The 12,305-nt window shown below is 65.7% G+C and carries 12 protein-coding genes; 6 read left to right on the top strand and 6 right to left on the bottom strand.

What is annotated here, in order from left to right:
• Positions 1-3: 3 nt before the first annotated feature.
• The 5 genes from BA062_RS37970 to BA062_RS37950 form a co-directional block, all read right to left on the bottom strand.
• Positions 4-1,977, bottom strand: a complete 1,974-nt coding sequence (locus BA062_RS37970; protein WP_110343951.1) for a heme lyase CcmF/NrfE family subunit — start codon at positions 1,975-1,977, stop codon at positions 4-6.
• Positions 1,974-2,390: a cytochrome c maturation protein CcmE gene (locus BA062_RS37965; RefSeq protein WP_110343950.1), complete on the bottom strand. Its 417-nt coding sequence runs from the start codon at positions 2,388-2,390 to the stop codon at positions 1,974-1,976. The genes BA062_RS37970 and BA062_RS37965 overlap by 4 nt, the downstream gene beginning before the upstream one ends.
• Positions 2,391-2,515: 125 nt before the next feature.
• Entirely contained in the window at positions 2,516-3,241 is a 726-nt protein-coding gene (ccsA, locus tag BA062_RS37960) for a cytochrome c biogenesis protein CcsA (RefSeq protein WP_228714194.1), read from the bottom strand.
• Positions 3,238-3,927 carry a heme exporter protein CcmB gene (locus tag BA062_RS37955; RefSeq protein ID WP_110343949.1) on the bottom strand — a complete coding sequence of 230 codons (690 nt, stop codon included), beginning with the start codon at positions 3,925-3,927 and terminating at the stop codon, positions 3,238-3,240. The genes ccsA and BA062_RS37955 overlap by 4 nt, the downstream gene beginning before the upstream one ends.
• Complete coding sequence (locus BA062_RS37950; protein ID WP_228714210.1) at positions 3,924-4,562, bottom strand: ABC transporter ATP-binding protein; 639 nt, start codon at positions 4,560-4,562, stop codon at positions 3,924-3,926. The genes BA062_RS37955 and BA062_RS37950 overlap by 4 nt, the downstream gene beginning before the upstream one ends.
• Before the next feature lie 161 nt (positions 4,563-4,723).
• On the opposite strand from BA062_RS37950, the gene BA062_RS37945 reads away from it, so the two are divergent.
• Both BA062_RS37945 and BA062_RS41260 read left to right on the top strand, forming a co-directional pair.
• A complete protein-coding gene (locus BA062_RS37945; RefSeq protein WP_110343947.1) occupies positions 4,724-5,464 on the top strand; it encodes a cytochrome c biogenesis CcdA family protein in 741 nt (246 codons plus the stop codon).
• A gap of 37 nt (positions 5,465-5,501) precedes the next feature.
• A complete protein-coding gene (locus BA062_RS41260; protein WP_110343946.1) occupies positions 5,502-6,161 on the top strand; it encodes a TlpA family protein disulfide reductase in 660 nt (219 codons plus the stop codon).
• Between the two features lie 525 nt (positions 6,162-6,686).
• On the opposite strand, the gene ctaD is transcribed toward BA062_RS41260, so the two are convergent.
• Positions 6,687-8,444, bottom strand: a complete 1,758-nt coding sequence (gene ctaD / locus BA062_RS37935) for an aa3-type cytochrome oxidase subunit I (protein ID WP_110343945.1) — start codon at positions 8,442-8,444, stop codon at positions 6,687-6,689.
• A 760-nt stretch (positions 8,445-9,204) separates the two neighbouring features.
• Here ctaD and BA062_RS37930 point away from each other — a divergent pair.
• The 4 genes from BA062_RS37930 to BA062_RS37915 all read left to right on the top strand — a co-directional run bounded on the left by BA062_RS37930 (position 9,205) and on the right by BA062_RS37915 (position 12,143).
• On the top strand, positions 9,205-9,825 hold the full coding sequence (locus BA062_RS37930) for a DUF305 domain-containing protein (RefSeq protein ID WP_110343944.1): 621 nt from the start codon (positions 9,205-9,207) through the stop codon (positions 9,823-9,825).
• Positions 9,826-9,916: 91 nt separating this feature from the next.
• A complete protein-coding gene (locus BA062_RS37925; RefSeq protein WP_110343943.1) occupies positions 9,917-10,282 on the top strand; it encodes a BlaI/MecI/CopY family transcriptional regulator in 366 nt (121 codons plus the stop codon).
• The gene (locus BA062_RS37920) at positions 10,279-11,223 is read left to right on the top strand and encodes a M56 family metallopeptidase (protein ID WP_110343942.1); all 945 of its coding nucleotides are present in this window, start codon (positions 10,279-10,281) and stop codon (positions 11,221-11,223) included. The genes BA062_RS37925 and BA062_RS37920 overlap by 4 nt, the downstream gene beginning before the upstream one ends.
• 122 nt (positions 11,224-11,345) lie before the next feature.
• Positions 11,346-12,143, top strand: a complete 798-nt coding sequence (locus BA062_RS37915) for a TIGR02391 family protein (protein ID WP_110343941.1) — start codon at positions 11,346-11,348, stop codon at positions 12,141-12,143.
• Positions 12,144-12,305: the final 162 nt, after the last annotated feature.

Raw genomic sequence — 12,305 nt, 5'->3', positions numbered from 1 at the left:
CCGCTACGCATCTGCCATCACCGGCTCGGGGGTGTTGTTGGCTGTGGCGCGGCGAGTCCGGCCGCTCAAGGCCCAGAACCCTCCGGCCGCGATCAGGCCGCCGCCGACCCACATCCAAACCATCAACGGGTAGCGGTACAGGTTAAGCGACACCTGGTCGTCACCGAGCTGCACGAGCGCGACGTAGATGTCTCGGCTCGGGCCGCTCCACACTGACGGCTGACCGACCGCCTGGGTCTGGTTGTTGAAGCTGTTCAGCCGTGGCTCGGCCACCCAAGCCACCTGACCGTCGCTGCGGAAGACTATGTGCGCATCGCGCGTCGACCGGTCCGGTTGTGTGTGCTCCTCACTACGCTCGAACGTCAACGTGTAACCGGCGAACTCCACAGACTCTCCACGGTCGACCGTCACCGTGGCCCGCGTGGCGAGCACGCCGGAGACCGCGATCACCACGGCCACCACGGCCACGCCGATGTGCGCAAGCTGCCCGCCCCAGTAGGCCCTCTGTCCGCGCAGCACGCGCGGCACACCCTTGCGCCGTGGCTTCGGCGCGGTGACGATGAGCTGCCGCACGCTGGCCGTGACGACGGCCACGGCGATGCCGGCCACAATGACCACCCCCGCCGAGGAGATACCGCCCGGGACCACCAGCGCGGCCGCGGCAGCGCTCCCAAGGAGCGAGGGAACCCTCAGCCGCGCCCACAAGACAGCCACCGAGGCGTGCCGGTAGGGCGTGAACGGCCCTACGCCCATCGCGAGTAACAGGGCAAACGACAGCGGCACGGACATCCGGTCGAAGAACGGCCGTCCCACGGAGACCTGGTTACCGGTGAGGGCCTCCACGATGATCGGATACAGGGTGCCGCTGAGTACGACGAACGCGAACAACGTCAACAGCAGGTTGTTGACCAGGAACACGCCCTCCCGACTGGCGAGCGACTCCGGACGCGCTGGAGAGGCGACGCGGTCGCCGCGCAGCGCGAACAGCGTCAACCCGCCAGCCAGTACGAGGATCAGGAATCCCAGGAACGCCGGACCCACTCCGGATTCGGTGAAGGAGTGCACCGAGGCAACTACACCGGAGCGAGTCAGGAACGTCCCCAAGATGGTCAGCGCGAACGTGGCGATCACCAGCACGAAGTTCCACGCCTGCAGCATCCCTCTTTTGACCTGAACCACGGCCGAGTGGATAAAGGCGGTCGCCACCAGCCATGGGATCAGCGCGGCATTCTCCACCGGATCCCACGCCCAGTAGCCACCCCATCCGAGTACCTCATACGACCACCACGCGCCGAGCACGAGGCCGGCGGTGAGAAAACTCCACGCCACCAGATTGGCGCGCCGGGTCCGCCGCAGCCACTCCACCCCGCCCTTACGCAGCAGCAGCGCGGAGATCGCGAAAGCGAACGGCACGGTGAACCCGACGAAGCCGAGGTAAAGCAGCGGCGGGTGGAAGGCGACCATGACATGGTCGGCCAAGATCGGGTTCGGGCCAGGCCCGTCGGCTGGTGGGTTCGGAAGGATCTTGAACGGGTTGGCCACAGTGGACACCAACCCGAAGAAAAAGACGCTCACCACGCCCAGGACCGCGAGCGCACCGGTGCCCAACCGGTCGTCGGTGCTGCCCACCTGCCGCATCACCGCCGCGGTATATCCGGCAAGAACGAGCGCCCACAGCACGATGCTGCCGCCCAGCGCTGACCACGCGCTGGTCACCGTGAAGAACAACGGTGTGGCACGAGAATGCGTCTCGGCAACATAGGACATCGCGAAGTTGTCGGTAAGCAGCGCGACTTCCAAGGCGGCCATGGCCAACACAGCACCGCCCACCATGCACCACACGGCGAATCGCAGCTGACTCCGGCGTACGGCGCTCGGCCGGCGCTGCGCGCGGAATCCGAACACGCTGAGCACGAACGAACCGGCCAGTCCGAGTAGGGTGCCCACCCAGCCAATCGCGGGTGTCAACACGGTCACTGGGCGCCTCCTTCAGTGTCCGGAGGCTGATAGTTCTCGTCGTGCTTGACCTTCATCGTGTCGGACACGAACTCGTCGCCCTGCCAGGAACCCTCGAGCACCACACCGATCCCGGCCTGGAACAGTTGCGCCGGCGCGCCGTGGTGCTCCACCGTGATTGAGGGACTGCCGGGCTCGACGCCGGACGCGACCGCGAACCGGAGCCCGTCCTGAGTGCGGACCACAGTGTCCTTCTCAACGAAGCCCCCCAGCTGGAAACGCCTCCCGTCGGGGAACTCGACTCGCTGAGCCAGAGCCTCCTGCGGCGTCAGGTAATACACCAGGTTCTCGTTGAGGTTCCCGAACAAGAGCACCCCGGCAAGGATCGCCACCACGCCGACGCCGGAGAACGCCAGCAGCCGGTATCGCTTCACCGCCGATCACCCATCCGACGCCTCGCTCCCACCCACCGGCGAACGAGCGTCACCATGTACCCCGCGATCGCGAGGAGCGCAACGCCGTACCCGAGCAAAACCCAGGACCATTGGGACATCGGTACCTACGACCTCTCCAGACGGGGAGCCAGCACGGCGTTGCCGGCGAGCTCCTGACCCTCGCCCAGCGACGTCCTCTCCAACTCCTCTTCAACGACCGCCAGCCTCATTCGAGCGCGAAGCAGCAGCAGGTACAGCAGCGTGAACGCCAGCACGTTGAGCAACAACGTCGCGAGCATGACGTGGTCGATGCTCGGATCGCCGGGCTTGAGCACTGTCGGAGGCTGGTGCAGCGCCCGCCACCACACCACAGACATGTGCACGATCGGCACCTGGACGAACGCCACTACTCCGAACACCGCCGAGCGGCGTGCCCGCGCCACCGAGTCAACTGTGGCGCGCCGCAACGCGAGATAACCGAGGTAGACGAAGAACATCACAGCGGTGGTGACCACCCGTGGATCCCACGTCCACCACACTCCCCAAGTCGGCTTCCCCCAGATCGACCCGAGCACGATGGCAAGGCCGGTGAAGAACACCCCTACCTCGGCGCTGGCCGCGGCGACGCGGTCGTAACGCGCCGTGCGCCGCCACAGCCAGCCGACGCTGCTGCCCAACGTGACCGCGAAACTCAGATACGCGAGCCAGGCGGCCGGTACGTGGATGTACATCAGGCGCTGGACGTCCCCCTGCACGCGATCGGGAGGGGCGACCATAGCCGCAACCAGGCCCGCGGACATCGCCACCACGCCCACGACTGTCAGTCGCCGTCCGAAGAGAATCCTGGTCATGCCGACTCCTCCAGTTGCCGTGCGGCCAATGCCGTAGCCACGATGATCAGCAGGTCGATCACCAGCACGAGGAACAACCATGCCCACGGCTGGCGGGCGTACCGTGCGGCCGCCAAGGTCTGCGTCGCGCCCAGCACCAGTGGCGCTGCCAAGGGCACCACGAGTAACGCCCCGAGCGTGGTCCGTCCGGCCAGGCCGTGTGCCAGCGCGCTGGCCAGAGTGCCGAGCACTGCCAGGCCCACCGCTATGAGCGGGAACAGGGGGAGTAGCCACGGCCAGCCGGAAAGATCCGGGTCGTAGAGCGCGATCGCGACCGGCGTGAGCAGCAGCTCGAACGCCACGAGCAGCACCGCGTTTGCCAGTGTTCGACCAGCCAGCCGGACTGCGGGGTGAACGCCGCACAGCCGGAGCATCGCGAGTTGGGCCGGGCCCTCTACAGCGCTCTGCCGCAGCGTCACTAAAACCCCGAACAGGAGTACTACAACCCAATACAGGCCAGGGCCCACCTGCCGCAGCAGCGGCGCGTCGCTGCCGATCGCGAGCGGAACAAGGAGCAGCGCCACCGCCCCAAACGGCGCTGTGACCAGTAACGCTTCGCCGGCGCGCAGCTCCAGTCGCAGGTCCTTGCGCGCCAACTCGGCACACTGCCGGATCGGGCCAGGTGTTGCGGATGGCACCTGCCTCATGCTGGCACCTCCTCATCAGCAGGGACAGCCTGCCCGTTCCTTATTTCGACCATGCGGTCCGCGAGGTCTCGAAGACGTGGCTGGTCGTGCGAAACGATGACACTCGCGCCGCCACGTTCGCTGACCCGCCGGATCACGACTTCCACGAGACCGATCGACCCGTCGTCCAGCCCAGCGTGTGCCTCGTCGAGCAGCAGCAACCTGGGCTGCGCAAGCAGAACACGGGCCAGCTCCGCCCGCCGCAGCATTCCCTGCGAGCACGCCTCCGCCCGCCGGTCGCCCGCCGGCGCCAGCCCCACTAATTCGAGCGCATCGTCAGCAGCCTGCTCACGACGTCCCGTCAGCCTGGCCAGGAAGCGCAAGTTCTCCCGTAGCGTCAGCCGCGGATATAGGGAAGGCACGTGCCCGACCAACGCAATGCCGGGACGCACCGCGAAACTCTCGTCCGTGCCCAGCTCGGCGCCGAGCACTCGGCCGTGCCCGCGCACCGGCGCCAGCAGCGTCGCCAACACCCGCAGCAGGGTGCTCTTGCCCGACCCATTCGCACCGACCACGCCGACGGATTCTCCCGCCGTGACACCAAGCGTAAGGCCGCGCAAAACTGGGACGCGTTCGACGACGACCGCTACGTCCATCAACGTCACGATGCTGTCACTAGCGGACACTGGGCTCGGCATAGTCGGACTCCGGATGAGCGCTGACGCGCACGCTGATTACTATCTCAAGTCGTAGGTTACTGGTTGAGCCCGGCTGTTCCGCAAACGGGTCGACGCGCCTTGAGAGGGAGGTGAGACGGATGGAGCTCTTCGCCCTGGCGTCACTGGCGCTGGTAGCCGGACTCGTCTCCTTCACTTCTCCCTGCACACTGCCACTGCTGCCCGGTTACGTGTCCTACGTCTCCGGGCTCACCGGACCCGTAGCCGCTGGCGAGCCGCTACCTGCCCGAGAGCGCCGGAAGGCATTGAGCGGCGCTTTGCTTTTCATCGCGGGGTTCTCCGCCGTGTTCACGACACTCGGCGCAACCTCGTCAGCGCTGGGCTACCTCCTCGCAAACAACCTGCGCACGATCAACATCGTCGGCGGAGCACTGATCGTGGTGATGGGCCTCGTAACGACCGGCCTGATCAGGATCCCGCTGCTGCATCGCCAACTTCGATTCGACCTCACGCGGTTCGGCCGGGGTCCGGGGGGCGCCCTTCCCCTGGGCGCGGCATTCGCGTTCGGCTGGACCCCGTGCGTGGGACCGGTACTCGCCTCCATCCTGACCACCGCCGCGAGCACCGCGACCGTCGGCCGCGGAGCAGTGCTCCTGCTTGCCTACTCGCTCGGACTCGGGCTGCCCTTCCTGCTGCTGACCCTTGGGCTCGCCCGCGGCAGGACCGGCTCCGACTGGTTCCGCCGTCACGCGCGCCGGATCGAGGTGGCCGGTGGAGTGCTGCTCATCGCGATGGGAGTCGCCATACTCACCGGCGGCTGGACCGCATTGATGGGCAGGATGCTCGCACTCTACGCCCGTCTGGGCTGGCCACCGATCTAAAATCTACGATGATTGTTAGTAGCAATGGAGGTGGCGGATGACGAGTGCGGGGCGATGGACCATCGTCGTGGTAGTCCTGGCCGTGGCGGGCATCGTCGCGCTCTGGCCAAGAGGCGGCGAGGACGAGGGCGGCGGGCCCGTTGACTTAAACACCATCTCCTCTCTGCCCGCAGCCGGACCACCGGAGGACGACGCCGCACTCGCTCCACTACGGCAACGCGCCGCCATGCAACCCTGTCCGAGCCGCTCCCCCGACGCGCCAGCACCACGAGGTCCACTGGCCGATGTCCGCGCCCCGTGCCTCGGCACGCCGGGCATGGTCGACCTCGGTGCAACCCTCGCCGGAAGGTCGACACTCCTCAACTTTTGGGCCTCATGGTGCGTGCCCTGCCGCGAGGAGATGCCCGTACTCGCCAGCTACGCCGGGCGCCCTGGCTCGGTCGCAGTTCTTGGGGTCAACGTGAAGGAGCAGGCCTCGGCCGGGCTGGAATTCATGGCGGATCTCGGCGTGGCCTACCCCTCTCTTTACGATGGCAACGAGGCCGTGCTGAAAGCCCTGCGGGTCCCTCCGGTGCTGCCGGCCAACTACCTCGTGCTGCCCGACGGCTCAGTCGAGCGCATCACCGACCCCCTCGTCTTTCGCAATGCGGACGAGGTGCAGGCCGCAGTCGATCGCGTCATGAGAGGATCTCCATGACAGCGCGGCCGCGGCGTCGGTTGCACCCCTCCTGCCAGCCATCCCGATCGGCTGCTGGGTCGCCAGTCTGGTGTTCGATGTCGCATCCCAGCTCGTTGTCGACCGCGGGTTTCCGGTGAGGGCCGCGTCCTGGTCGATCAACATCAGACTGGCGGGTTCGTCAACGCAGGTACTTCCGGGCTCGCCGATGCCCTGCCGATTCCCTCGTTGCGGGCCGGCGACGGCGCCGGACAACCCATCTCGGGCCGCGCTGATCTGGTTGTCAGCCCTCAGTGTGGCCCTGGTGCCCGCCGCCTGACCCGCGGCTCCCGCGATCGCGGGAGCTCGCCTCGATGCCGCGGTGAACAACGCGGAGCTCTCCGCGTTCCTGCTCGGGATCGGAGTGGGTGTGACCGCCCAGGTCATCGCCCAATCGCATCGTTGCTTTAAGACGATAGCGGCAGCCCCCGCGACAGCCGGCGGCATCGCTCGCTAGTGGCCTGCTCGCCATGTATCTCACGGACCTGTTCGTGGTATTAGAGCCGGTCAGCCGGTATCACCCTTCGTCGCCTCCGAAGCCTGCACCGACAGGGGCTGCCGATCGGTTCCGTGCGGTCTGACCTTGCCGGTGAAGGTGATGTGCCCTTCCCTGCGCAACCGCTCGACTACGTGCGGGTAGTGCAGCTCGAACGCGGGCCGCTCCGACCGGATCTTCGGCAGCTCGGTGAAGTTGTGGCGAGGCGGCGGGCAAGACGTGGCCCACTCCAGTGAGTTGCCGTAGCCCCAGGGGTCGTCCACGTCGACGGCATCGCCGTACCGATAGCTGCGCACTACGTTCCACACGAACGGCAGCATCGACAGCCCCAGCACGAACGCGCCAATCGTCGAGACGGTGTTCAACAGCGTGAACCCATCGGAGGGCAGGTAGTCGGCGTAGCGGCGGGGCATGCCCTCGGCGCCGAGCCAGTGCTGCACGAGGAACGTGGTGTGGAAGCCCACGAACGTCAGCCAGAAATGCAGCTTGCCCAGCGGCTCGTTGAGCATCCGTCCCGTGATCTTCGGGAACCAGAAGTAGATGCCCGCGAACGTCGCGAACACGATGGTGCCGAACAGCACGTAGTGGAAATGCGCCACCACGAAGTAGCTGTCCGTGATCTGGAAGTCCAACGGTGGAGCGGCCAGTAACACTCCAGTCAGCCCGCCGAGCAGGAACGTCACCAAGAATCCCACCGACCACAGCATCGGCGTCTCGAACGTCAGCTGGCCCTTCCACATCGTGCCGATCCAGTTGAAGAACTTGATGCCGGTGGGCACGGCGATCATGAACGTCAGGAACGAGAAGAACGGCAGCAGCACCGCGCCCGTGGCGAACATGTGGTGGGCCCACACGACGAACGACAGCGCCGTGATGCCCATCGTCGCGAACACCATCAGCCGGTAGCCGAACAACGGTTTGCGGCTGAACACCGGGATGATCTCGGTGATGATCCCGAAGAACGGCAACGCGACGATGTAGACCTCGGGATGACCGAAGAACCAGAACAGGTGCTGCCAGAGGATCGCACCGCCGTTGGCGGGGTCGAACACGTGAGCGCCCAGATGCCGGTCGGCGGCGAGCGCGAACAGCGCAGCCGTGAGGATGGGGAACGCGGCGAGGATCAGCACGCTGGTGAACAGGATGTTCCAGGTGAAGATCGGCATCCGCCACATCGTCATGCCCGGCCCGCGCAGGCACGCGACAGTGGTGATCATGTTGACGGCGCCGAGGATCGTGCCGAGACCAGACACAATGAGCCCGAAGATCCACAGGTCACCGCCAACGCCAGGCGAGTACTCGGCGCGCGACAGCGGCGCATAAGCGGTCCAGCCAAAATCAGCACCGCCACCGGGCGTCAAGAACGACGCGACCACGATCGTGCCACCGAAAAGAAACAACCAGTACGACAGCGCGTTCAGCCGGGGAAACGCCATGTCTGGAGACCCGATCTGCAATGGCAGTACGAGATTGGCAAAGGCAAATACGACCGGTGTCGCGTAGAGCAGCAGCATGATCGTGCCGTGCATCGTGAACAGCTGATTATACTGCTCCTGCGACAGGAACTGCAGACCCGGCCTGGCGAGCTCACCCCTCATCAGTAACGCCAGCGCTCCACCGATCATGAAGAACGCTAACGACGTCGTGAGGTAGAGAACGCCGATCTGCTTGTGATCGGTAGTCCGCAGCAGCGACAGCAGCCGCGAGCCCTTAGGTGGCGGACGGACAGAAGCACGCCGTGCGGCAATACGGCCGGATTGGACTGCCATGGCCGGACTCCACTTCACACGACAGTAGCCACGTTCCACTATGCTAGATAGTAGTTCAGTGAGGAAGGTCACGCGAGTGTTGCATCGCCGCAGGTCAGGACCGCACGGCCCAGCTTGCACCCACCAGACAAGACCGGCGATAAGCAATGCCCGTACCCTCGTCCTGGCCCAGCTGACAACACGACCCTCGCGTTGAACTACCGAGCAGCAGAGGCATTAGTTCCCGTCGGTCGACGCCCACTGGTCAGTCGCTATCGTGATACCTATGCGAGCGAACACGCGCCGAGCACAGCACGTGCTCCTACTGTGCACCCTCGCTCTGGCCGTGCTCAGCATGCACCACGTGCCCTCTCTCAAAGCGCACTCGACGATAGACGGCGAGCCGGCAGCAAGCACCGAGATGCCACATTCCCCGGTCAGCCCTGCCGCGCTGCCGGAGACCCCCTCTGCCGGCACTCCAGACCCAGGAGTCGACCACCACGACCTGGTCCATCTCTGCCTCGCCGTGCTGCTCGCGGCCACCGGCCTCATGCTGCTCGCCACATGGCTGACGGTCACGATCGACGCTCGAACGCTTATACACCATGCCCGGACGCGCTCGTTCCCATGCCCAGGAAGCAGGTCACCACCTAGAACTGGACGATCGCTACTCACCTCCATCTGCCTTCTCCGCATCTAGATGGTCACCCAGCGTCTTCAAGTAGATACGCAGGGAAGTTCTGGATGTTCACGAGTCAAGAAGACAGAAGGTTGAACTCTCATGAAAAAGACATTGATCGGCGCGGGCGCCGCAGCGCTCCTCGCACTCGCCGCCGGCTGCGGTGGCAACGATGATGACATGTCGGGCATGGATATGGGCCAGAGCGGAAGCTCCGCCCCTGCCACGAGCGCGACGCAGGCCGGGCACAACGACGATGACGTCGCGTTCGCACAGATGATGATCCCGCACCACCAGCAGGCGGTGGACATGGCCAAGATGGCCGTCGAACGCGCCACCGACCCCAAGGTGAAGAACCTCGCCTCACGGATCCAGGGCGCACAGGATCCGGAGATTCAGCAGATGACCAACATGCTGAAGACCTGGGGCGCACCGGCAACGCCCACCATGTCGAGCATGCCCGGGATGGACATGCCCGGCATGGAGGGCATGGAAGGCGGCATGAGCGATCAGGAGATGCGGCAACTCGAGCAGGCATCGGGGGCCGACTTCGATCGACTGTGGATGGAGATGATGATCAAACATCATCAGGGTGCCGTCGACATGGCCAAGGACGAACTGAAGAACGGCAGCAACGCCGAGGCCAAGGCGCTGGCACAGCAGATCATCAACGCCCAGGAAGCGGAGATCACTGAGATGCAGGCGATGCTTGACCAGCAATGAGCTGAACCATGAGCTCTGTGCGGGGAGCGGCCTATGGCTACTCCCCGCACGGGGGCTCCTCGCGTACGATGTTGCTTCGTAAGGAGGTGCCATGCACGGTCTGGGCGAGCTCGAGGCTGCGGTGATGGATGTGCTCTGGCGGACGGACGAGCCGATGAAGGTCCGCGACGTGCTGGAGCAGCTCGACACTGGCAAGCAACTGGCCTACACCACGGTCATGACCGTGCTGGACAACCTGCACCGCAAAGAGTGGGTAGAGCGGGAGCTCCACGGCAAGGCCTACTACTACGAAGCGTCGTTCAGTCGGGAGGAAGCCGCCGCACAGTCGTTGCGCGACGTGCTCGAGGCCTCCGGCGATCCCGAAGCGGTTCTGATGCACTTCATCGCCTCGGGATCCGATAAGGAAACCGACCTGCTCCGCAGCGCGCTGCGGAAGAAGCGAGTCCGGCGCCGATGACGATCGCCGTGGCGTTGCTCGCCGGCGCACTCGCCGTAGGATGGCTTGTCCCCGGTGTCCTGCGGCGGGCGGACCTGCGGCGCCGCGACCCCCTGCTCCTGATCGTGGCATGGCTGATCTCGATGGCAGGTGTCGTGCTCGCCGCCGCCGCCGGGGTCCTGCTGTTACTCACGCCGGGCCACGGTGCGGGCGCCCCCCTGTTGGTGTTGATCGACCGGTGCTGGTCCGCCGTCCAGCACGGCTCACCACCCCGAGTTGAGGAGTTCGCGGGCCTGTTGGGCCTCGCTCTACTGGGCGCCTTCGCCGTCCGACTCGTTGTCGTCTCCATCCGCGGTGCCCGGCGCAGAGCCCGTAAACGTCAGGAGAACCTCTCACTGCTACGACTGGCCGCCCGGAAAGAGACCGGACCACCTGACACCCTGTGGCTCGCACATGACCGTCCATTGGCGTTCAGCATGGCCGGTCGCCCCGGCGTCGTCGTGGCGACTGAAGGCCTCACCCGCCATCTAGATGATCACGCGGTCGCGGCCGTCCTCACGCACGAGCAGGCACACCTCGCCGGCCGGCACCATCTGCTGGTCGCCACCGCGGATGCCTTGCGCGCGGCCTTGCCGTTCGTGCCGTTGTTCACCCAGGCTCCGCGCGCAATCCGCGAGCTGGCCGAGTTGGCAGCCGATACCGCCGCCGTGCGCCACTGTGGACCGGCCGCGGTCCGGACCGCGCTGCAGAAGGTATCCAGCCACGGTGCTCCGAGCGCGTCACTGGCCATGGCGCAGGAAGCCGTGGACCTGCGGCTCGCGCGCCTGCGCCACGGATCGGTTCCGCCGGGCGGACTGCGCAGGGCAATCTCGTGCGGGATCACGGGCGTAACGGCAGCCGCCCTCCCCTTCCTCGCCGGAGCTGTCCTGCTCCTGCTCATCACACTTGTCAGCTGCCGCTAGGCCGCTTAACCGACCCTCCCTGCTCCGACGCCGCAGTACGAGGGCGCCCGAAGCGCACGACTCGAAGACACGGCTTCCGAACGCGGCTCCAGCGAAACACCGACGTCGTCCTCCACGACTTGATGATCAAGCACGACAGCTTGATCTACGGAGGCACTATGCAGCCCACGCCCTGGGACCTTCACGCCGACGTCGTCATGTCATTGCCGCTCGACGACCTCGCTCTGCGCGTCCTGAAGGATGCCCACAACAGCAAGGAGTGGAACTGGCAGAACTGGCTCAACTCGGCACGCCAACACGCCTACCCCGGGAACAGATCAGCGCTCCGGGCCCTGTCGGAAGCTTGGGCCTGGCTACTCAACCGCGGACTCGTGATCTGGGATCCTGAACAGTCTTCGCCCGCTGCTTTCGTCATCAGCCGTCAAGGACATGAGGCTCTCGAGCGCGGCCTTCCTTGGCTCCGCGCAGTTCAGCGCCTCGACCTTCAACTTGTCCCGGAACTCGAAGCCAAAGCCCGACCGCAGTTTCTTCGAGGCGATTTCGAAGCCGCGGCATTCATGGCCATGAAGGAGGTCGAGATCCGAGTACGGGCCTTGAGCGAACTCTCCGATAGTCTCGTCGGCACGAAACTCATGCAGGCCGCTTTCCGGCTGCCGCCCAAGGACGATGTCGACCGAGCTTCAGAGGCGGGACCGCTCTGGCGACCCGACATCGACCCCGGCGAGTCGGTCGCGCTCATGGATCTCTTCAAGGGAGCCATCGGATTGTTCAAAAACCCGGCAAGCCACCGCCGGGTCGACTACACCGACTCCACGGAGGCCGCGGAGATCCTGCTACTCGCCGATCTCCTCATGCGTCTACTCGACAAAATCGGAGCGACCTCAACAGGCGACGACTCGCCGCCACCCCGGTCCCGTTGAGGACGAGTTGGCTCCGCTGGCGTTCCATCGCACACGTCAGCGAGTCGGGGGACCCATCGCTGCCGGCCCTACAGGGATGCCTCGGCGCTACGCCGGGGGGGCCGAAAGGTCAATTGCCGAGGTTCGGAATGGGTCCCTCGGTAGCGGCTGACCGCGCCTAGG

This window comes from Prauserella flavalba (assembly GCF_003202235.1).
Taxonomy (GTDB): Bacteria; Actinomycetota; Actinomycetes; order Mycobacteriales; family Pseudonocardiaceae; genus Prauserella_A; species Prauserella_A flavalba.
This window is presented reverse-complemented; position numbering and strand designations above follow the sequence as displayed.

What these genes read in the sequence shown, in the direction of transcription:
- BA062_RS37930 (WP_110343944.1), top strand. Translation starts at nt 9,205, where the DNA reads ATGAAAAAGACATTGATCGGCGCGGGCGCCGCAGCGCTCCTCGCACTC.
- BA062_RS37950 (WP_228714210.1), bottom strand. Translation starts at nt 4,562, where the DNA reads ATGGACGTAGCGGTCGTCGTCGAACGCGTCCCAGTTTTGCGCGGCCTT.
- ccsA (WP_228714194.1), bottom strand. Translation starts at nt 3,241, where the DNA reads ATGACCAGGATTCTCTTCGGACGGCGACTGACAGTCGTGGGCGTGGTG.
- BA062_RS37945 (WP_110343947.1), top strand. Translation starts at nt 4,724, where the DNA reads ATGGAGCTCTTCGCCCTGGCGTCACTGGCGCTGGTAGCCGGACTCGTC.
- BA062_RS37925 (WP_110343943.1), top strand. Translation starts at nt 9,917, where the DNA reads ATGCACGGTCTGGGCGAGCTCGAGGCTGCGGTGATGGATGTGCTCTGG.
- BA062_RS37920 (WP_110343942.1), top strand. Translation starts at nt 10,279, where the DNA reads ATGACGATCGCCGTGGCGTTGCTCGCCGGCGCACTCGCCGTAGGATGG.
- ctaD (WP_110343945.1), bottom strand. Translation starts at nt 8,444, where the DNA reads ATGGCAGTCCAATCCGGCCGTATTGCCGCACGGCGTGCTTCTGTCCGT.
- BA062_RS37915 (WP_110343941.1), top strand. Translation starts at nt 11,346, where the DNA reads ATGATCAAGCACGACAGCTTGATCTACGGAGGCACTATGCAGCCCACG.
- BA062_RS37955 (WP_110343949.1), bottom strand. Translation starts at nt 3,927, where the DNA reads ATGAGGCAGGTGCCATCCGCAACACCTGGCCCGATCCGGCAGTGTGCC.
- BA062_RS41260 (WP_110343946.1), top strand. Translation starts at nt 5,502, where the DNA reads ATGACGAGTGCGGGGCGATGGACCATCGTCGTGGTAGTCCTGGCCGTG.